This window comes from Geodermatophilus maliterrae (genome assembly GCF_041018925.1).
Classification (GTDB): domain Bacteria; phylum Actinomycetota; class Actinomycetes; order Mycobacteriales; family Geodermatophilaceae; genus Geodermatophilus; species Geodermatophilus maliterrae.
In genome coordinates, this window is the sequence record NZ_JBFNXQ010000008.1 from 78063 (window position 1) to 99297 (window position 21235).

The 21235-nt window shown below is 73.4% G+C and carries 13 protein-coding genes and 1 pseudogene; 8 read left to right on the plus strand and 6 right to left on the minus strand.

Annotated features, from left to right (window positions below; all coding sequences use genetic code 11):
- Positions 1 to 9: 9 nt before the first annotated feature.
- Both ABQ292_RS04695 and ABQ292_RS04700 read right to left on the minus strand, forming a co-directional pair.
- Positions 10 to 795 (minus strand): enoyl-CoA hydratase/isomerase family protein, encoded by a 786-nt coding sequence (locus ABQ292_RS04695; protein ID WP_369203735.1) that lies wholly within the window; start codon positions 793 to 795, stop codon positions 10 to 12.
- Positions 796 to 913: 118 nt separating this feature from the next.
- On the minus strand, positions 914 to 1732 hold the full coding sequence (locus tag ABQ292_RS04700) for an ABC transporter ATP-binding protein (protein WP_369203737.1): 819 nt from the start codon (positions 1730 to 1732) through the stop codon (positions 914 to 916).
- A 65-nt stretch (positions 1733 to 1797) separates the two neighbouring features.
- On the opposite strand from ABQ292_RS04700, the gene glgX reads away from it, so the two are divergent.
- The gene (glgX, locus tag ABQ292_RS04705) at positions 1798 to 3948 is read left to right on the plus strand and encodes a glycogen debranching protein GlgX (protein WP_369203739.1); all 2151 of its coding nucleotides are present in this window, start codon (positions 1798 to 1800) and stop codon (positions 3946 to 3948) included.
- Positions 3949 to 4029: 81 nt separating this feature from the next.
- On the opposite strand, the gene ABQ292_RS04710 is transcribed toward glgX, so the two are convergent.
- On the minus strand, positions 4030 to 5037 hold the full coding sequence (locus ABQ292_RS04710; RefSeq protein WP_369203741.1) for an FHA domain-containing protein: 1008 nt from the start codon (positions 5035 to 5037) through the stop codon (positions 4030 to 4032).
- A gap of 168 nt (positions 5038 to 5205) precedes the next feature.
- Positions 5206 to 7755, minus strand: coding sequence for an alpha-glucan family phosphorylase (gene glgP / locus ABQ292_RS04715; RefSeq protein WP_369203743.1), 2550 nt, complete (start codon positions 7753 to 7755; stop codon positions 5206 to 5208).
- Between the two features lie 183 nt (positions 7756 to 7938).
- Between glgP and ABQ292_RS04720 the strand changes: the two genes are divergently transcribed.
- The 5 genes from ABQ292_RS04720 to ABQ292_RS04740 all read left to right on the plus strand — a co-directional run bounded on the left by ABQ292_RS04720 (position 7939) and on the right by ABQ292_RS04740 (position 17623).
- Positions 7939 to 9966, plus strand: coding sequence for an alpha-1,4-glucan--maltose-1-phosphate maltosyltransferase (locus ABQ292_RS04720; protein ID WP_369203745.1), 2028 nt, complete (start codon positions 7939 to 7941; stop codon positions 9964 to 9966).
- Between the two features lie 49 nt (positions 9967 to 10015).
- A complete protein-coding gene (gene treS, locus ABQ292_RS04725; RefSeq protein ID WP_369203747.1) occupies positions 10016 to 11869 on the plus strand; it encodes a maltose alpha-D-glucosyltransferase in 1854 nt (617 codons plus the stop codon).
- Entirely contained in the window at positions 11866 to 13239 is a 1374-nt protein-coding gene (locus tag ABQ292_RS04730; protein WP_369203749.1) for a maltokinase N-terminal cap-like domain-containing protein, read from the plus strand. The genes treS and ABQ292_RS04730 overlap by 4 nt, the downstream gene beginning before the upstream one ends.
- A 77-nt stretch (positions 13240 to 13316) precedes the next feature.
- Positions 13317 to 16133, plus strand: coding sequence for a 1,4-alpha-glucan branching protein GlgB (gene glgB, locus ABQ292_RS04735; protein WP_369203751.1), 2817 nt, complete (start codon positions 13317 to 13319; stop codon positions 16131 to 16133).
- Between the two features lie 104 nt (positions 16134 to 16237).
- Positions 16238 to 17623, plus strand: coding sequence for a neutral zinc metallopeptidase (locus tag ABQ292_RS04740; protein WP_369203753.1), 1386 nt, complete (start codon positions 16238 to 16240; stop codon positions 17621 to 17623).
- Between the two features lie 24 nt (positions 17624 to 17647).
- On the opposite strand, the gene ABQ292_RS04745 is transcribed toward ABQ292_RS04740, so the two are convergent.
- Together ABQ292_RS04745 and ABQ292_RS04750 are read right to left on the minus strand one after the other, a co-directional pair.
- Positions 17648 to 18622 (minus strand): tetratricopeptide repeat protein, encoded by a 975-nt coding sequence (locus tag ABQ292_RS04745; protein ID WP_369203755.1) that lies wholly within the window; start codon positions 18620 to 18622, stop codon positions 17648 to 17650.
- A gap of 45 nt (positions 18623 to 18667) precedes the next feature.
- Positions 18668 to 19192, minus strand: a complete 525-nt coding sequence (locus tag ABQ292_RS04750) for a MarR family winged helix-turn-helix transcriptional regulator (RefSeq protein ID WP_369203757.1) — start codon at positions 19190 to 19192, stop codon at positions 18668 to 18670.
- 169 nt (positions 19193 to 19361) lie between these two features.
- On the opposite strand from ABQ292_RS04750, the gene ABQ292_RS04755 reads away from it, so the two are divergent.
- Positions 19362 to 20234: a hypothetical protein gene (locus tag ABQ292_RS04755; RefSeq protein WP_369203759.1), complete on the plus strand. Its 873-nt coding sequence runs from the start codon at positions 19362 to 19364 to the stop codon at positions 20232 to 20234.
- A gap of 162 nt (positions 20235 to 20396) precedes the next feature.
- A pseudogene (locus ABQ292_RS04760) lies at positions 20397 to 21224 on the plus strand (IS5 family transposase).
- Positions 21225 to 21235: the final 11 nt, after the last annotated feature.

Sequence of the window (21235 nt, forward strand, 5' to 3'; positions counted from 1 at the left end):
CCTGTCGCGCTACCGGCCGGTGAAGGTGGCCTTGCCGGGGCCCTGCTCGAGGAACGAGCGCATCCCGACGGCCTGGTCCTCGGTGTCGAACAGCTCGGCGAACAGCCGGCTCTCCAGCTCCAGGCCCCGACCCAGCGGGAGGTCGAGCCCCTCGTCGATGGCCGTCTTCGCCGCCGCCAGGGCCAGCGGCGGGCCGGCGGCGAACTTGCGGGCCATGGCGACGGCGGTGTCGTGCACCTCGGCGTCGGGGACGACGGCGTCGGCCAGGCCGATCTCCAGCGCCTCCTCGGCACCGACGTGCCGGCCGGTGAAGACGAGGTCCTTGGCCTTGGCCGGGCCGACCAGGCGGGCCAGCCGCTGGGTGCCGCCGGCGCCGGGGATCACGCCGAGCAGGATCTCCGGCTGACCGACCTTGGCGCCGGCGCCCATGACCCGGAAGTCCGCGCACAGCGCCAGCTCGTAGCCGCCGCCGAGGGCGTAGCCGGTGATCGCGGCGATGACCGGCTTCGGGATGTGCGCCACGGCGGTGAAGCTGCTGGTCAGCTCCCGGCCCCACGCGACCATCCCGCGGCCGTCGAGCTGGGACATGGCCTTGATGTCGGCGCCCGCGGCGAACACCCGCTCCCCGCCGTAGAGGACGACGGCGCGCACGTCGGGCCGCTCGCCGGCCTCCAGCGCGGCCGCGCGCACCTCCTGGTGCAGCTGCTCGTCGATCGCGTTCATCTTCGGGCGGTCGAGGCGGATGGTGCCCACCCCGTCCTGCACCGACAGGGTCACGAACTCCGGGGCTGCCATCTGCGGACCTCCAGGGGGACGGTCGACGGGGGGTGTGGTCGCCGCCGCACCCTATAAGGACCCTCTCGCCCCCCATCCGCTCGCGAGCTCGCGGCGGGATCCTGCGAGAGGGCCGGGCTCAGCGGCGGCGGGCGGTGAAGCGGCCGTCGGTGCGCTCGAGCGCCAGCGGCAGGCCGAAGGTCTCCGACAGCGCCTCGGCGGTCAGCACGCCGTCGACCGGTCCCGCCGCGACCACCTCGCCGCCGCGCAGCAGCAGCGCGTGGGTGTAGCCCGGCGGGATCTCCTCGACGTGGTGGGTGACCAGCACCTGGGCCGGCGCGCAGGCGTAGGCGGCGAGGTCGGACAGCCGGCTGACGAGGTCCTCGCGCCCGCCGAGGTCCAGGCCGGCGCCGGGCTCGTCGAGCAGCAGCAGCTCGGGGTCGGGCATCAGCGCGCGGGCGATCTGCGCCCGTTTGCGCTCGCCCTCGCTCAGCGTGCCGAAGGGCCGGTGTGCGATGCCGGCGACCCCCCACTGCTGCATGAGGACGGCGGCGCGGGACAGGTCGTGGATGTCGTAGCGCTCCCGCCAGCGGCCGACGACGGCGTACCCGGCCGAGACGACGACGTCTCCGGTCCGCTCCCCCGGCTCGATCCGCTGGGCCAGCGCCGCGCTGGTCAGGCCGATCCGCGGGCGCAGCTCGAACACGTCGACGGCGCCGAGCGTCTCGCCCAGCAGCCGCACCTCGCCGCGGGTCGGGTGCATGTGCGCGGCGGCCAGCTGCAGCAGCGTCGTCTTGCCGGCGCCGTTGGGGCCGAGGACGACCCACCGCTGGTCGGGCAGGACCGTCCAGTCCACCCCCCGCAGCAGGTGCGTCTGGCCGCGGACGACGTCCACGCCCTGCATCTCGACGACCGAGTCAGGTCCGGCGGGGTGGTCGGGGACCGCGCTGCTCGACACGACCCCATCCAACCCGTCCCGGCCGCCTCCCGCCGACGCGGGTGAGGAGTTGGCAGGATCGCCGGGTGAGGACTCCCGAGGACGTCGAGGTCTGGCCCGGCTCGAGCGCCCCGCTGGGCGCGCACTGGGACGGCACCGGCACCAACTTCGCGCTGTGGTCGGCCGGCGCCACCGCCGTCGACCTGTGCCTGTTCGACGCCGACGGGACCGAGCACCGGCACCGGTTGCGGGAGACCACCCACCAGGTCTGGCACGGCCGGCTGCCCGGGATCGGCCCCGGCCAGCGCTACGGCTACCGGGTGCACGGCCCCTACGAGCCCGGCGCCGGCGCCCGGTGGAACCCGGCGAAGCTGCTGCTGGACCCCTACGCCCGCGCCGTCGACGGCGAGCTGACCCTGGACCCGTCGCTGTTCGGCTTCCCGTTCGAGGGCGGTGACGCCGGCGCCGCCGACCCGCGGGACTCCGCGCCGTGCGTACCGCGCGGCGTCGTCGTGCACGACTCCTTCCCGTGGGACGGCGACCGGCGGCCGGGCACCGCGTGGTCGGACACGGTCATCTACGAGGTGCACGTCAAGGGCGCGACCATGCGCCACCCCGACGTCCCGCCGGCGCTGCGCGGCACCTACGCGGGCCTGGCGCACCCGGCGTTCGTCGAGCACCTGCGGTCGCTCGGGGTGACCGCCGTCGAGCTGCTGCCGGTGCACCACTTCGTCAGCGAGCCGCACCTGCTGCGCCGCGGGCTGACCAACTACTGGGGCTACAACACCCTCGGCTACTTCGCCCCGCACGCCGCCTACAGCTCCGCCGGGTCCGGCGGCGCCCAGGTCACCGAGTTCAAGGCGATGGTCAAGGCGCTGCACACCGCCGGCATCGAGGTCGTCCTCGACGTCGTCTACAACCACACCGCCGAGGGCGACCACAGCGGCCCGACGCTGTCGCTCAAGGGCATCGACAACGGCGGCTACTACCGGCTCGCCGGCGGCAACCCGGCCCGCTACACCGACTACACCGGCTGCGGGAACACCCTCGACGTCCGCCGTCCCGCGGTCCTGGCGCTGCTCATGGACTCGCTGCGCTACTGGGTCACCGAGATGCACGTCGACGGCTTCCGCTTCGACCTGGCCAGCGCGCTGGCCCGCTCCTTCCACGACGTCGACCGGCTCTCGGCCTTCTTCGACGTCGTCCACCAGGACCCGGTGGTCAGCCGGGTCAAGCTCATCGCCGAGCCCTGGGACGTCGGCGAGGGCGGCTACCAGGTGGGCAACTTCCCGCCGCTGTGGACGGAGTGGAACGGCAAGTACCGCGACACCGTCCGCGACGTGTGGTCCGGCGCGCACGTCGGCGTCCGCGACCTGGCCTACCGGCTGACCGGCTCCTCGGACCTCTACCGCTCCGACGGCCGGCGGCCGTTCGCCAGCGTCAACTTCGTCACCGCCCACGACGGGTTCACCCTCACCGACCTGGTCACCTACGAGCGCAAGCGCAACGAGGCCAACGGCGAGGACAACCGGGACGGCGAGAGCCACAACCGCAACTGGAACTGCGGCGTCGAGGGACCGACCGACGACCCCGAGGTGCGGGCACTGCGCGCGCGGCAGGTGCGCAACCTCCTCGCCACGCTGCTCCTGTCGACCGGCGTGCCGATGCTCACCGCCGGCGACGAGCTCGGCCGGTCCCAGGGCGGCAACAACAACGCCTACTGCCAGGACACCGAGGTCTCCTGGATCGACTGGGACGGCGCCGACGAGGACCTGCTGGCCTTCGTCCGCCGGCTGGTGGACCTGCGCCGCCGCTCACCGGTGCTGCGGCAGGAGGCCTTCTTCGAGGGCCACGAGATCCCCGGCACCGCGCTGCCGGGCACGCACGGCACCCGCGACCTGGCCTGGTTCGCCCCCGACGGCGGTCAGCTGACCACTGCCGACTGGTTCGACACCGGCCTGCAGACGATCGGCATGTACCTCGACGGCCGCGGCATCCGGCACCGCGACGAGCACGGCCGGCCGGTGGTGGACGACTCCTACCTCGTGCAGCTGCACGCCGGGCCGGAGCCGGTGACCGTGGACCTGCCCGGGCCGCCGTGGTCCGACGGCTACGAGTTCGTCGTCAGCACCGAGTACCCGACGGGGGCCCCGCCGCGGCCGGCCGTCGTCGCGCCGGGGCGGGTCGAGGTGCCGCCGCGGACGGTCTGGCTGCTCCGCGTCCTGCGCCGCCCCTGACCTGGGGAACGCGCCGAGAGCCCGGGTCCGTGACGGACCCGGGCTCTCGCGGCCTCCCTGCAGGGGGAGGACGGGGTCCTCCTAGTCCTGCGGGACCTCGTAGGTGATGACCGTCCAGCCGAGGAGGAGGCGGTCACCGTCGGAGAGCGGGTGGGCGACGCCGGGCTCGAGCTGGGTCCACTCGGTCGCCTCCGGGCCGGCGACGTGCGTGCCGTTGAGCGAGCCGAGGTCGGTCAGGCTGACCTCGCCGCCGCTGCGCTGGATGGCCGCGTGCGCGGAGGAGAGCACGTTCTGGGTGTCGGCGATGGGCACCGGGCGGGCGGTACCGCTGGTGACCAGCTCGTGGCTGTCGGGACGCCGGCCGAGGACGAGGTCCTCGTCGACGGTCACGACCAGGCCGTCGTCGAAGCGCAGCACCGGCGCCGAGGCCGAGTCAGGCTTCCAGAACGCGGTCTCCTCGCCACCGTCGTCGGTGCGGGCGGCCGCGCCGGACGCCGACGAGGCCCGGGTCGAGCCGTAGGACGCGGCGCCGGCGAACCCGGCGTCGGACCCGGCGGTGAACGACGACGGCGACGACGACGGCATCGCGGTGGCCGGCGGGACGGCGGCGGAGACGTGCGCGGCGGCGGCGAGCTGGAGCATCGCGCCGGAGCCGGGGACGGTGCCCTCGGTGAGGTCGTAGGCGACGCCCGGCGGCATCTGCGGCGCTGCCTGGCCGGGGCCGACGTAGAGCGTGGCGCCGAGCGGGAAGCCGGCGGCGATGCTGCACCCGCCGTCGACCGGCTGGCCCGACACCGGGACGCCGTCGACGGCCGGCTGGCCCTTGCCCGACCACAGCGCGACGCCGGTGCCCGAGCCCCCCGACGAGTCGACGAGGACGAGGGCGAAGGACGCCGCGCCACCGCCGAGCGGGGCGGCCTGGGCGGCGACGGCCGCCAGGACGCGGTCGGCGCCGGGGCCGGCGACGCCGAGGCAGGCGTGCAGCGCGGCGACGAGGGCGGGCGAACCGGGAGCGTCCACCCAGAGCAGACCCCCGCCGCGTCGGGCGACGACGGCGTCTCCGGGCAGGACTTCACAGCGGTCGGGCATGCGCGCCAGCCTAGTGACCGCGCGCCGGAGTGGGTGGTCGAGCACCACCGCCACGCCGGGTCGCCGCTCCCCCTGGGGGTGCTGCGACCGGCGTGACGAGTGGTGCCGGCCGGCCCTCCTACGGGTCCCGCCCCGAGCTCACGAGGGGTGGGGAGCAGGAGGGTCCTTCTAGGCGCTGCGGACGAGCCCCAGCTCGGCGGGGTCGGCCAGGTGCTCGGAGTGCGGCAGCACGCGCACCGTGTACCCGAAGGCGCCGGTGCGCTCGAGCGGCACCGTGGCGGTGAACCAGTGCCGGGAGCCCTCGGTGTGCTCGTGCGCCATGGGCACCGTGGTCACCTCGTGCAGGCCGTCGGCGTCGTCGACCCGCCCGTAGGCCGCCTGCACCTCGATGTCGGCGGGCGTGAGGTGCGGCAGCTCGACCTCCGCGCGCAGCGCCAGCGTCGAGCCGATCTCGGGGGTGTCACCACCGCCGGTGGCCTCGACGTGGGCGACCCGCACACCGCTCCAGTTCTCCTGCAGCCGCGCCCGCCACTGCGCCTCGTCGCGCGCCGGGGCGTAACCGCCGTCGGCCATGGTCCGCGCCGAGCCGGCCGCCGGCACGTACAGGTGCTCGACGTAGTCGCGGACCATCCGGGTGGCCAGCACCTTCGGGCCGGTCTCGCGCAGCGTGTGCCGCACCATCTCGACCCAGCGGCTGGGGACGCCGTCGCGGTCGGTCTCGTAGAACCGCGGCACCACCTGGGTGCTCAGCAGGTCGTAGATGGCCCGGGCCTCGACGTCGTCGCGGCGGTCGTGGTCGTCGACGCCGTCGGCGGTGGGGATCGACCAGCCGTTCTGCCCGTCGAACCACTCGTCCCACCACCCGTCGCGGATGGAGAGGTTGAGCCCGCCGTTGAGCGCCGCCTTCATGCCGGAGGTGCCGCAGGCCTCCAATGGCCGAAGCGGGTTGTTCAGCCAGACGTCGCAGCCCCAGTACAGGTAGCGGGCCATGCCGATGTCGTAGCCGGGCAGGAACGCGATCCGGTGCCGGATGGCCGGGTCGTCGGCGAACTTCACCATCTGCTGGATCAGCTGCTTGCCGCCGTCGTCGGCCGGGTGGCTCTTGCCTGCGATGACCAGCTGCACCGGCCGCTCGGGGTCGAGCAGCAGCGCCCGCAGCCGCTCGGGGTCGCGCAGCATGAGGGTGAGCCGCTTGTAGGACGGCACCCGGCGGGCGAAGCCGATGGTGAGGACGTCGGGGTCGAAGGCGGTGTCGGTCCAGCCGACCTCGGCCTCGGCCGCCCCGCGGGACAGCGCGGTCTCCCGCAGCCGGCGGCGCACCTCGTCGACGAGCCGTCCGCGCAGCATCCGGCGGGTGGTCCACAGCTCCCCGGAGGGGATGCGGTCGACGCCGTCGAAGGACGCCGGCCCCTGACCCTCGAACGGGTCGCCCTCGCTGGAGGTCTGCGTGCCGAGCTCGACCAGCTCGCGGGCGGTCCAGGTCGGCGCGTGCACGCCGTTGGTGATGGACCCGATCGGGACGTCGCCCTGGTCGAAGCCGGGCCACAGGTCGCTGAACATCGACCGGCTGACGTGCCCGTGCAGCTGGCTGACCCCGTTGGCGCGCTGGCCCAGCCGCAGGCCCATGTGCGCCATGTTGAACTTCGACGGGTCGTCCTCGGAACCGAGCGGGATCAGGTGCTCGAGCGGGACGCCGAAGCCGGCGAAGTAGCGCTCGATCAGCGTCCGGGGGAAGCGGTCGATGCCCGCGGGCACCGGCGTGTGGGTGGTGAACACCGTGCCGGCGCGGACGGCCTGCAGCGCCTCGGCGAAGGACAGCCCGTGGGACTCGGTCAGCTCGCGGATCCGCTCGACGCCCTGGAAGCCGGCGTGGCCCTCGTTGGCGTGGAAGACCTCCGGCTGCGGGGTGCCGGTGAGCTGGCAGTAGGCGCGCACCGCCCGGACGCCGCCGATGCCGAGCAGCATCTCCTGGCGCAGCCGGTGGTCCTCGTCGCCGCCGTAGAGCCGGTCGGTGACGCCCCGCTCGGCCGGCGCGTTCTCCTCGATGTCGCTGTCGAGCAGCAGCAGCGAGACCCGGCCCACCTGCGCCCGCCACACGTGGGCGTGCAGGGTGCGCCCCTCGGGCAGCGGGACGCTGACGACGACGGTCGAGCCGTCGGGCTGGCGCAGCAGCTTGACCGGCAGGCCGTGCGGGTCCAGCGACGGGTAGCGCTCCAGCTGCCAGCCGTCGGCGGACAGGCCCTGCTCGAAGTAGCCGGCGCGGTAGAGCAGGCCCACGCCGATCAGCGGCACGCCGAGGTCGGAGGCGGCCTTGAGGTGGTCACCGGCCAGGATGCCCAGGCCGCCGGAGTACTGCGGCAGCACCTCGGTGATGCCGAACTCGGCGGAGAAGTAGGCGATGCTGCGCGGCGCATCGGGCCCCAGCGACTGGTACCAGTGCGCGGAGGACAGGTAGTCCTCGAGGTCGTCGACGGCGTCCTGGAGGTGGCGCAGGAACCGGCGGTCGCGCGACAGGGTGGCCAGCCGCTCGGCCGACACCTCACCGAGCACCTTGACCGGGTCGTTGCCGCAGGTCTGCCACAGCTCGGGGTCCAGCGCCTCGAACAGGTCACGGGTCTCGGCGTGCCACGACCAGCGGAGGTTCATCACCAGCTGGGAGAGGGGTGTCAGGGCCTCGGGGAGGGCCGCCCGGACGGTGAACCTACGCAGTGCTCGCACGCGGAGAGACTAGTCAGCCGCGGAAGACCGGACCGACCGGGCGGTTCCCCGGCCGACGCGCCAGGATGAGTCATGGCGAGCAGACGTCCCGGCCACCCCTCCGTCCCGCCGGTGCGGCAGCACGAACGCCAGCCCTCAGCAGCCGATGTGCTCACCCGACGCCCCGTCGATAGCGTGGCCGGGATGACTGGCCGCGCTGACCTCCGCCTCGGCATCACCGATGTCGCCCCCGTCGTGTCCTGCGGGTCCTTCTCCGCCCGCGCCGTGGTCGGCGAGCACCTGCCGGTCACCGCCACCGTGTTCCGCGAGGGCCACGACGCCGTCGCGGCCGACGTCGTCTGGACCGCTCCCGACGGCACGCGGGCCCCGCTCAACCGCATGCGCCGCTACGGCGACCAGCCCGACCGGTGGATCGCCACCGTCGTCCCGGACCGGGAGGGCCGCTGGACCTTCCGGGTCGAGGCCTGGAGCGACCCGCTGGCCACCTGGCACCACGCGGTCGAGGTGAAGATCGAGGCCGGCCAGGGAGCCGGGGAGCTGGCCAACGACCTCGAGGAGGGCGCCCGGCTGCTCGAGCGGGTGGCCGGCGACGCCGACGACGGGTGGGCCGGCCGGCTCACCGAGGCCGCCGCCGCGCTGCGCGACGAGTCCCGCGACCTGCACGACCGGGTGGCCCCGGCGCTGACCGCCGCGCTGCAGCGGTACCTCGACGAGCACCCGGTCCGCGAGCTGGTCACGCCCTCGCCCGAGTACGAGGTGTGGGTCGACCGCCCGCGCGCCCTCTACGGCTCCTGGTACGAGTTCTTCCCCCGCTCCGAGGGCCCGGTGGTCGGCGGCACCCCGACGCACGGGACCTTCGCCACGGCGGCCGACCGGCTGCCCGCCGTCGCCGACATGGGCTTCGACGTGGTCTACCTGCCGCCGATCCACCCGATCGGGAAGGTCAACCGCAAGGGGCCCAACACCGCCGCCTACCCCGGCGGCAACCCGCACGAGATCGGCCCGGACGACGTCGGCTCGCCCTGGGCCATCGGCAGCGACGAGGGCGGCCACGACGCCGTCCACCCGCAGCTGGGCACCATGGCCGACTTCCGCGCCTTCGTCGACCGCACCCGCGAGCTCGGCATGGAGGTGGCGCTGGACCTCGCGCTGCAGGCCGCGCCCGACCACCCGTGGGTGAAGAGCCACCCGGAGTGGTTCACCACCAAGCCCGACGGCACCATCGCCTACGCGGAGAACCCGCCGAAGAAGTACCAGGACATCTACCCGGTCAACTTCGACAACGACCCCGAGGGCCTCTACGCCGAGGTGCTGCGGGTCGTGCGCGTGTGGATGGACGCCGGCGTGCGCGTCTTCCGCGTCGACAACCCGCACACCAAGCCGCTGGACTTCTGGCACTGGCTGATCTGGAAGGTCAAGGAGACCGACCCGGACGTGCTCTTCCTCGCCGAGGCCTTCACCCGGCCGGCGATGATGCACCAGCTGGCGCGGCTGGGGTTCACGCAGTCCTACACGTACTTCACCTGGCGGACGGCGCGCGGCGAGATCGAGGACTACGGCCGCGAGCTGGCCGCCAACGCGCACTACATGCGGCCGAACTTCTTCGTGAACACCCCGGACATCCTCCACGAGAGCCTCCAGTACGGGGGCCCGCCGATGTTCAAGATCCGGGCCGTGCTCGCGTCGATGCTGAGCCCCACCTGGGGCGTCTACTCCGGCTTCGAGCTCTACGAGCACGTGGCGGTGCGCCCGGGCAGCGAGGAGTACCTCGACAGCGAGAAGTACCAGCTGCGCCCGCGCGACTGGGCCGGCGCGGAGGCCGCGGGGCGGACGCTGGCGCCCTACCTGCGGCGGCTCAACGAGATCCGGCGGCAGCACCCGGCGCTGCAGCAGCTGCGGACGCTCACCTTCCACCCGGTCGACAACCCGAACCTGCTCTGCTTCTCCAAGACCGACCCGGGCTCGCAGGACGCCGTCCTCGTCGTCGTCACCCTCGACAGCCACGACCGGCAGATCGGGACGACGTCGCTGGACCTGCCGGTGCTCGGCCTGGACTGGCACGAGCGCTTCGGCGTCACCGACGAGCTCACCGGCGACCGGTACGACTGGGGGCAGTTCAACTACGTGGAGCTCGACCCCTACCGCGAGCCGGCGCACGTCCTCTCCCTCGCGCTGCCGCGACAGGTGACCTGGCCGCCGACGGCCCGCTGACCCCTCCCCCTCCACCAGCCACTCCCCGAACCCGAGGGCCCCCGCACCGATGACGCTCCCCGTGCCCGACTCCCCCGACGCGGTGTCCGCGCTGCCAGCGCGGGGCGCCGACCCGACCTGGTACAAGCGCGCCGTCTTCTACGAGGTGCTGGTCCGGGGCTTCGCCGACAGCAACGCCGACGGCATCGGCGACCTCCGCGGCATGATCGACAAGCTCGACTACCTGCAGTGGCTCGGCGTCGACTGCCTCTGGTTGCCGCCGTTCTTCGCCTCACCGCTGCGCGACGGCGGCTACGACGTCAGCGACTACACCGCCGTGCTGCCCGAGTTCGGGGACATCGAGGACTTCAAGGACCTCATCGGCGAGGCCCACTCGCGCGGCATGCGGCTGATCATCGACTTCGTCATGAACCACACCTCGGACCAGCACCCCTGGTTCCAGGCCAGCCGCAGCGACCCCGAGGGTCCCTACGGCGACTTCTACGTGTGGGCCGACGACGACACCGGCTACGCCGACGCGCGGATCATCTTCGTCGACACCGAGAGCTCGAACTGGACCTTCGACCCGGTGCGCCGGCAGTACTTCTGGCACCGCTTCTTCGCCCACCAGCCGGACCTGAACTTCGAGAACCCGGCGGTCCAGGAGGCGATCATCGACGCCCTCCGGTTCTGGCTGGACCTGGGCATCGACGGCTTCCGCCTCGACGCGGTCCCCTACCTGTTCGAGGAGGAGGGGACCAACGGCGAGAACCTGCCGAAGACGCACGAGTTCCTCAAGCACGTCCGCAAGGTGGTCGACGCCGACTACCCCGACCGGGTGCTGCTGTGCGAGGCCAACCAGTGGCCGGCCGACGTCGTCGAGTACTTCGGCGAGGACGGCGACGAGTGCCAGATGGCCTTCCACTTCCCGGTGATGCCGCGCCTGTTCATGGCCGCCCGCCGCGAGCAGCGGTTCCCCATCTCGGAGATCATGGCCCAGACGCCGCCGATCCCCGACAACTGCCAGTGGGGCATCTTCCTGCGCAACCACGACGAGCTGACCCTCGAGATGGTCACCGACGAGGAGCGCGACTACATGTGGGCGGAGTACGCCAAGGACCCCCGCATGAAGGCCAACATCGGCATCCGCCGCCGGCTGGCGCCGCTGCTTGACAACGACCTCAACACCCTCGAGCTGTTCAACGCGCTGCTGCTGAGCCTGCCCGGCTCGCCGGTCCTCTACTACGGCGACGAGATCGGCATGGGCGACAACATCTGGCTCGGTGACCGCGACGGCGTCCGCACGCCGATGCAGTGGACGCCCGACCGCAACGGCGGCTTCTCCACCGCCGACCCGCAGCGGATGTACCTGCCGCTCAACCAGGACCCGGTCTACGGCTACCAGACCACCAACGTCGAGGCCCAGCTGCGCAACAGCAACTCGATGCTGCAGTGGATCCGGCGGATGATCGCCGTCCGCAAGGAGCACCCGACCTTCGGCCGGGGCACCTACGAGGAGATCGGCTCGCGCAACCCCACGGTGCTGTCGTTCGTCCGGGAGTTCGGCGACGACCTGGTGCTCTGCGTCAACAACCTCTCCCGGTTCCCCCAGCCGGTCGAGCTCGACCTGCGCCGCTTCGAGGGCTACACGCCGATCGAGCTCACCGGCCGGGTGGAGTTCCCGCAGATCGGCGTCCTGCCCTACATGCTCACCCTCGCCGGCCACGGCTTCTACTGGTTCGAGCTGGCCAGGCCGCCGGAGGAGGCGGCGCCCGAGCCGGTCGTGGAGGCGGCCGAGGAGACCAGCCCCGTCGCCGACTCGCTGCTGGCCGCCGGCGTGTTCACCGCCGCGGAGGAGATCCCCGGCGACAGCGACACGCGCACCGGCGACGACGTCCCGCCCAGCACCGGAGGAGCCCGATGAGCACCGCCCTGACCGAGCTGCTGCGCGACTGGATGCCGCACCAACGCTGGTTCGGCGGCAAGGGCCGCGAGTGGGCCGACGTCGCCGAGGAGGGCTTCCTCCTCTCCAAGACCGAGCCGGTGCTGTCGGTGCACCGCGTCCGCGTCACCTACACCGACGGCGCGGCCGAGACCTACCTGGTCCCGCTGTCGTGGCGGGGGCACCCGGAGGAGGAGCTCAGCTCGGCCTTCATCGGCGCCGTCCCGGGTGCCGACCGGGAGAACTACGCCTACGACGCGCTGCGCGACCGCGACGCCACGATCCCCTGGCTGACCCACCTCGTGGCCGCCTCGACCGTCGGGCCGATGCACTTCCACCCGGCCGGTGTCGCCACCATCCCCGAGGGCGTCCCCGGCGACGTCGTGTCCACCGAGCAGAGCAACACCTCGCTGGTCTTCGGCCAGGACGCGATCCTCAAGCTGTTCCGCCGCCTCGAGCCCGGGCTCAACCCCGACGTCGAGATCCACGCCGCGCTGCGCCGCACGGACAACAAGCACATCGCGCCGCTGCTCGGCCACATCGAGATCGACGACCCCGATCGGGGCGTGGAGCCGGCGACGGCCGCGATGCTGCAGACGTTCGTGCCCAACGCCAGCGACGGGTGGCGGCTGGCCACCGCCAGCGTCCGCGACCTCTACGCCGAGGGGGACCTGCACGCCGACGAGGTCGGCGGTGACTTCGCCGCCGACAGCGAGCGGCTCGGCGCGGCGACCGCCGCCGTCCACGTGGACCTGGCGCAGGTGCTGCCCAGCGAGCCGGCCGACCGGGACTGGTTCTCGGCCACCGGTCAGGCCATGGCCGCGCGCCTGGAGCAGGCGCTGTCGGTCGTCCCGCAGCTGGAGGAGCACCTCGGCGGCCTGCGGGCGGTCTACGCCGCGGTGGCCGACAGCCCCGAGACGGTCGTGCGCCAGCGGGTGCACGGCGACTTCCACCTGGGCCAGGTGCTGCGGACGGCGACCGGCTGGGTGGTGCTCGACTTCGAGGGCGAGCCGGCGCGGCCGCTGGCCGAGCGGCGCCAGCTCGACAGCCCGATGCGCGACGTCGCGGGCATGCTCCGCAGCTTCGACTACGCCGCCCGGCACATGCTCGTCGAGCAGCCCGAGGACGCCCAGCGCGCCTACCGGGCGCAGGAGTGGGCGGTGCGCAACCGCGGCGCCTTCTGCACGGGGTACGCGGCGGCCAGCGGCATGGACCCGTGCGGGGACTCCCCCCTGCTGCGGGCCTTCGAGGCGGACAAGGCCGTCTACGAGTGCGTCTACGAGGCGCGCAACCGGCCGAACTGGCTCATGATCCCGCTGCAGTCGTTGTCCCGGCTCACCGCCGAGGCGTGACCGCCGGGTCCGGCAGCACGGCAGGACGGCACCGCAGCAGGCAGGCAGACGACGAGGCAGAGGACGGCAACGCGACGATGACGACGAGCGACTCGACACCCCCACCCGGGACGACCACCGCCCACGAGACCGCGGACGCGCCGGCCACCAAGGAAGAACTGCAGCGGGTGGTCGAGGAGCGGGCCATCCAGGCGGAGGCGGCCGAGAGCGAGCCGGTCGTGAACCCCGGCCCGACCACGAAGCGCGCCCCGGCCAAGAAGGCCGCCGCCAAGAAGACCCCGGCCAAGACGGCGGCGGCGAAGAAGACCCCGGCGAAGAAGACCGCGGCGGCCGGCGACGACGCCCCGGTCAAGGCCACCCGCAAACGCGCCCCGGCGAAGCGGACCGTCGCCGACACGGCGGCCGAGCCCACCGCCGACGTCGTCGCCGACCAGGGCGGCACGGCGGCACCGGTCATCGCCCCGGCCCCGATCGCCGAGCCCGGCTCGCCCTCCGGTGCGCCCGCGGGGCAGCCCACGGCACCCGACCCCGACCCGGCCGAGCCCATGACGCCGCAGGCACCCGAGCCCGGCAGCGCACCGGGGACGGCGCCCGAGGCCGCACCCGGGTCGGCGCCTGCGCCCGAGGGCGTCCCGGAGGGCACGCCCGGGGAGCAGGCCGGCGGACCGGTGACCAGCGAGGCCGCCCCCGACGACGTCCGCGAGGAGGACCTGCGCGCGATCGTCGACGGGTGGTCGCGCGACCCGCACCGCGTGCTCGGCGCCCACCCGTCCGCCGACGGCTGGGTGGTGCGCTCGCTGCGCCCCAACGCGGTCGCGGTGGCCGTCGTCGACCAGGACGACGCCCGCCACGAGGCCCGGCAGATCCACGACGGCGGGGTCTTCGAGGCCGCCCTGCCGCGCCAGCCCGGCGACTACCGCATCGAGGTCACCTACGGCAACGCCGAGGGCGGGCAGGACACCTTCACCGTCGACGACCCCTACCGGTGGCTGCCGACCCTGGGCGAGCTCGACCAGTACCTGATCGGCGAGGGCCGGCACGAGCAGCTGTGGCAGGTGCTCGGCGCGCACGTGCGCCGCTACGACACCCCGCGCGGCACCGTCGAGGGTGTGTCCTTCGCCGTCTGGGCGCCCAACGCCCAGGGCGTCAAGGTCACCGGGGACTTCGACTACTGGGAGGCCCGCGCCTACCCGATGCGCCAGCTGGGCTCCATCGGGGTGTGGGAGCTGTTCGTCCCCGGCGTGCAGACCGGCGTCCGGTACCGCTACCACGTCCTCGGTGCCGACGGCGTGTGGCGCCAGAAGGCCGACCCGATGGCCTTCGCCACCGAGGTGCCCCCGCTCAACGCCTCGGTCGTCGTCGAGTCCACCCACGAGTGGAACGACGACGCGTGGCTGGCCGACCGGGCGAGCGGGGACTGGCACCAGCGGCCGATGAGCGCCTACGAGGTGCACCTCGGCTCGTGGCGGCAGGGGCTGTCCTACCGGGAGCTGGCCGAGGAGCTGGTCGGCTACGCCGTGTCCGCCGGCTTCACCCACCTGGAGTTCCTGCCGGTCGCCGAGCACCCCTTCGGCGGGTCGTGGGGCTACCAGGTCACCAGCTACTTCGCGCCGACGTCGCGCTTCGGCAGCCCCGACGACTTCCGGTACCTCGTCGACCGGGCACACCAGGCCGGCCTCGGCATCATCGTCGACTGGGTGCCGGCGCACTTCCCCAAGGACGAGTGGGCGCTCGCCCGCTTCGACGGCACCGCGCTCTACGAGCACGCCGACCCCCGCCGCGGCGAGCAGCCGGACTGGGGCACCTACGTGTTCAACTTCGGCCGCACCGAGGTGCGCAACTTCCTCGTCGCCAACGCGCTGTTCTGGTGCCAGGAATTCCACATCGACGGGCTGCGGGTCGACGCCGTCGCCTCGATGCTCTACCTCGACTACTCGCGCAAGGCCGGCGAGTGGGTGCCCAACGTGCACGGCGGCCGGGAGAACCTCGAGGCGGTGTCGTTCCTCCAGGAGGTCAACGCGACCGTCTACCGCGAGGTGCCGGGCGTGGTGACCATCGCCGAGGAGTCGACCGCCTGGCCGGGCGTCACCCGGCCCACCCACCTCGGCGGCCTGGGCTTCGGCTTCAAGTGGAACATGGGCTGGATGCACGACTCGCTGGCCTACGTGCAGCGCCAGCCGGTGCACCGCAGCTACCACCACAACCAGCTGACGTTCTCGATGATGTACGCCTACTCCGAGAACTACGTGCTGCCGATCAGCCACGACGAGGTCGTGTACGGCAAGGGCTCGCTGCTGCGGAAGATGCCCGGCGACCGGTGGCAGCAGCTGGCCAACGTGCGCGGCTACCTCGCCTACATGTGGGCCCACCCCGGCAAGCAGCTGCTGTTCATGGGCTCGGAGTTCGCGCAGGACTCCGAGTGGGCCGAGAGCCGCTCGCTGGACTGGTGGCACCTCGACGACCCGGCGCACCGGGGCGTGCTGGGCCTGGTCACCGACCTCAACGCCCGCTACCGGGAGCTCGAGGCGCTGTGGTCGCTCGACGTCGACCCGGCCGGTTTCCAGTGGATCGACGCGAACGACTCGTCGGGCAACGTCGTCACGTTCCTGCGCTTCGGCCGGTCCTCCGGCGGCGACGGCGCGGGTCAGACGTCGGGGCAGGCGCTGGCCGTCGTCTGCAACTTCTCCGGCTCCCCGCACCACGGCTACCGGGTCGGCCTCCCCCGCGGTGGCCGGTGGCGCGAGGTGCTCAACACCGACGCCGAGGGCTACGGCGGGTCCGGCGTCGGCAACTACGGCGGCGTCGAGGCCGTCGAGGAGCCCTGGCACGGCCAGCCGTACTCGGCGGCCGTGTCGGCGCCTCCCCTGGGCACGGTCTGGCTGCTGCACGAGTAGGAGGACCCCCGTGCCCCCCGCAGGGGGCCGCCCGGTGCTCACCTCCTGGTCCGGGAGGTGTGCACCGGCGTTCGCGGACACCGTCCCCGGGTAGGAGGCCCTCGATGGACCTGACCGCGCGCTCCCGGGGCCTGCTCGTGCTGATGACCCTGGGTGTACTGCTGACCTCGGCGTGCTCCTACGTCGTCATCGGCCGGCCGAGCTCCCAGCTCGCGCCGCAGCAGTCGGTCGGGGACGGGGCCGTCCCGATCGTGGGTGCCAGCGAGGGCCCGATCGACACGCTGGCCCGCAACGCCCTGGCCGACCTGGAGACCTTCTGGACGGAGCGCTTCCCCGACGTCTACGGGCAGCCCTTCGAGCCGCTGAGCGGCGGGTACTTCAGCGTCGACCCCGACGACGTGGACCCGTCCCTCTACCCCGACGGCATCGGGTGCGGCACCGACCCGCGCGACCTGGAGAACAACGCCTTCTACTGCTCCTCGCAGGAGGTGCCCAACTCCGACTCGATCAGCTACGACCGCGCGTTCCTCGCCCAGCTCGCCTCCGAGTACGGCGAGGTGCTGCCGCAGCTGGTGATGGCGCACGAGTTCGGCCACGCGGTGCAGGCGCGGGTCGGCTACCCGCAGACCTCGATCGCCACCGAGACGCAGGCCGACTGCCTGGCCGGCGCGTGGACGGCGTGGGTCGCCGACGGCAACGCCCGGTACTCCGAGATCGACACCGCCGACCTCGACCAGCTGCTGCGCGGCTACTTCCTGCTGCGCGACCCGGTGGGCACCGGCAGCGGCGAGCAGCAGGCCCACGGCTCCTACTTCGACCGCGTCTCGGCGTTCCAGGAGGGCTTCGACGACGGGGCCGAGGCCTGCCGCGACCGGTACGGACCGGACCGCGTCTTCACGCAGGGCGAGTTCACCCGCGACTCCGACCTGGCCACCGGCGGCAACGCGCCGCCCGACGAGACGCAGGAGATCATCGAGTCGTCACTGCCGGAGTTCTGGACCCGCGCCTTCCAGGAGGTCCTGGGCGGGACGTTCGAGCCCCCGCCGCTGGAGACGTTCTCCGGCAACCCGCCGGGCTGCGCGACGGCCGTCGTCGACCTCGTCTACTGCTCCGACGACGGCGGGCTGGTCGCCTACGAGGTCACCGAGTTCGCGCCCGCCGCCTACCAGCTGGGTGACTTCGCCCTGGTGACCGGGGTGTCCATCCCCTACGCGCTGGCCGCCCGCGACCAGCTGGGCCTGTCCACCGACGACACCGACGCCCTGCAGTCGGCGGTGTGCCTGACCGGCTGGTACGCGGCGCAGGTCTACAACCAGCAGCTGAGCGTGACCATCTCCCCCGGCGACCTCGACGAGAGCGTGCAGTTCCTGCTCGAGTACGGCAACGACCCCGACGTGCTGGCCGACGTCGAGCTGACCGGCTTCCAGCTGGTCGACGTCTTCCGCGCCGGGTTCCTGCAGGGCGCGGCGCCCTGCGACGTCGGCGCCTGATCGAAGGACCCCGGAGGTCCTTCCTCAGTACAGGGCGACCATGAGCTGGCGCCGGGCGGCGGCCACGCGCGGGTCGGAGTCGCCGACGACGCCGAACAGCTCGACCAGGTGCTGGCGCGCCTGCTCGCGGTCCTCGCCCGACGTGCGGCGGACGACGTCGACCAGGCGGGTGAAGGCGCCCTCGACGTCGCCGGTGCCGAGCAGGAAGTCGGCGGCGCGGGTCTGGGCGGCGACGTCGTCGGGGGCGGCGTCGGCGCGGGCCAGCGCGTCGGGGCCGGCGGCGTCGGCACGGCGGAACAGCTGCACCTGGCGCAGCGCGAGACCGGCGACGGGGTGGTCGGGCTCGGTCTCGAGGATCGAGGCGTAGGCGGCCTCGGCGGCCTCCAGGTCCCCGTTCTCCAGGGCGGCCTCGGCGGCGTCCAGGCGCGGGTCGTCGAGCTGGTCGTCCCCGTCCCCGTCCTCGGCCGCACCGGGCACCGCGCCGCCGGTGGTCGCGCGCACCAGCTCGGTGACGAACTGGCGGGCCTGGTCCTCGGGGATGGCGCCGGTGAACTCGGCGACCAGCTGCCCCTGCCAGACGGCCTTGACCGCCGGGATGCCCTGGACCCGCAGGCCCTGCGCGAGCGCCGGGTTGGCGTCGACGTCGACCTTGGCGAGCACCCAGGAGCCGGCGCCCTCCGCGGCCAGCCGCTCGAGCACCGGGGACAGCTGCTTGCACGGCCCGCACCACTCGGCCCACAGGTCGAGGACCACGGGCACCTGGAAGGAGCGGTCGAGGACCTCGGTCTGGAAGGTGGCCTCGGTGACGTCCACGACCGCCGAGCCGGCCGCGCCGGCGGAGGGCGCGGCACTCGGCGGCGGGGCGGCCTGGGCCCGAGCGGCGGCCTCGGAGCGCGCCTTGACGGCGGCGAGGTCGACCGCACCGGCCAGGGAGGCGGCCAGCTGTGCCTGCTGGGCCTGCGCGCGCGGGTCGGGACGTCCGGGACGGGTGGGCTGCATGCCCCCCATGATCCCACCGGGAGGACCGGCCGTGTCGCGGGCCGGTCAGCCCCGGTCGGCGGTGCCCGGCGCGACGTCCCCGGCGCCGAGCCGGACCCGCCGCAGCACCTCGAAGAGCGTGTCCAGCTCGTCCTCCGGGACGTCGCCGAGGCCGAAGTCGAGCGCGGTGAGCTCGCGGGTGGCCACCTCGACCACCTCGCGGCCGCGCTCGGTGATGCCGGCGAGCACGCCGCGGCCGTCGGCCGGGTTGGGACGGCGGTCGACGAACCCGGCCGCGACCAGCCGGTCGATGGCGTTGGTGACGCTGGTCGGGTGCACCATCAGCCGGCTGCCGATGACCTTGAGCGGGAGCTGCCCGGTGCGGCTGAAGGTGAGCAGCACCAGGACCTCGTAGCGGGCGAAGGTGATCCCGTGCGGCCGCAGCACCTCGTCGAAGCGGGCCAGCAGGATCTGCTGCACCCGGAACACCGACGTCGCCGCGCGCATCGCCGCGGCGGGGCCGAAGCGCTGCTCCCAGGTCTCCCCCGCACGCTCGATCGGGTCGAACGGCAGCCCCAGAGCCCGGACCATGCCGCCGACGCTACCTGCCCACCGCCGCCAGTCCCGCCGAGATGCGGCTCGACGTCGGCTCCGCGGGTCTCGTGACCGCGTCGAGCCGCATCTCGACGACTCCCTGTGGATGACGCCGACCGGGCACCGCCCGATCGCGGCACCATCCCGACTCGTGTCCCGTCCGCCGATGCGTCCACCGGAACTGACCGGCCGCGTCTTCCGCGGCTCAGCGGTCGTGCGGGCCGGACTGCTGACGCCGGCACAGCTGCGCTCCTCGGCATGGCGGCGGCTCTTCCCCGACGTCTACGCGTGCACCACGGCCACCGTCGACCACTGCGTCCGGGCGCACGCCGTGGCGCGCCTCCTGCTCCCCGGAGCCGTCGTGAGCGGGCGGAGCGCCGCCGTCCTCTGGGGCGTCGGCCTCGCGGACTCGGCGGACGAGGTCACCTGCACCGTCCCGCCCGCCTGCCGCTCCGGTGCGGTCCCCGGCGTGGTCCTCACCCGACGGGCGCTCGCTCCCACCGACGTCACCGTGCGGGACGGCACGCAGGTCACCACACCCCTGCGCACCGGCCTGGACCTCGCCCGCACCAGGCCGCTCGACGACGCCGTCGTCGACCTCGACCGGTTCGTACGCAGCGGCCCGGCCGACCTGCCTGGCATCCGTACAGCAGCCGCCGTCCTGACCGGGCGGGACTGCCGGCACGTGCGCCAGGCGGTCGCGCTCGCCGACGGGCTGGCGGAGTCGCCGCAGGAGACCCGGCTGCGGCTGCTGCTGCTCCGGTCGGGGCTCCCGACACCGGTCGCCCAGTTCGTCGTGCGCGACGGCGGCCGGTTCGTGGCACGGGTCGACCTGGCCTGGCCCGGGCACCGGCTGGCGCTCGAGTACGACGGCGCCTGGCACGGCGACCCCACCCAGTTCCGCGCGGACCGGCAGCGCCTGAACCGGTTGACCTCCGTCGACTGGCGCGTCGTCTTCGCCACCGCCGTGGACCTGCACCGGCCCGACGCCCTCCTCGGACGGCTCCAGACGCTCCTCGCCGCACCGAGGTCCGCCTGAGCGTCGTCATCCGGCGCCCGTGACCGCGCTCACGCGCATCTCCGCGGGCGGCAGACCTCACAGCAATGTGCTGATTGCTTGATGGGTACCGCTAAGGAGACGTTGCGGAAGTAGGGCTTCGGGCTCTGTCGGAGCTTGAGGGCTCCGCGCAGACTGCCGGCCATGTCGTCGGTGTCTTCCCCGCCGCAGCGGCTGATCAGTGACGAGTTGTGGGCGCTGGTCGAGCCGCTGATCCCACCGCGCAAGCCGGCCATCCACGGCCGCACCGGCCGACCCCGGGTCTCCGACCGGGACGTGCTCGAAGGCATCGCCTTCGTGCTCTCCACCGGGATCGGCTGGGCCAAGCTGCCGGTCGAGCTCGGCTACGGCTCGGGCTGGACCTGCTGGCGGCGCCTGCACGAGTGGGCCGAGGCCGGCGTCTTCGACCGGCTGCACGAAGCCGTGCTCAACGAGCTCGGAAGCCAAGGACAGCTGGATTGGTCGCGGGCCAGCCTCGACAGCGTCAGTGTCCGCGCGAAAAGGGGGGTGAGCTGACCGGCCCGAACCCCACCGACCGGAGACAAGGCCGGCACCAAGTACCACCTGCTCGTCGACGCGCACGGGCTGCCGCTGAACGTGCTGATCTCGGCCGCGAACCGGCACGACAGCCTCTTCGTCGAACCGATCCTGGACTCGATGCCGGCGATCAAGCGGGGCGGTCGCGGCCATCCGCGGCGCCGGCCGGTCAAGCTGCACGGGGACAAGGGCTACGACAACCCGCGGGTCCGTCGTTACCTACGCCGGCGCGGCATCACCACCCGGATCGCTCGGATCGGCCGGGATTCCAGTGCCCGCCTCGGCCGGCACCGCTGGGTCGTGGAACGCACCCTGGGCTGGCTGCTGTCCTACAAACGCCTCGCGCTGCGCTACGACCGCACCGCCACGACGATCACCGCGCTGGCCCGCCTGGCCGTCACCCTCATCTGCGCCCGACGCCTCCCGACGAACTAATGCAACGTCTT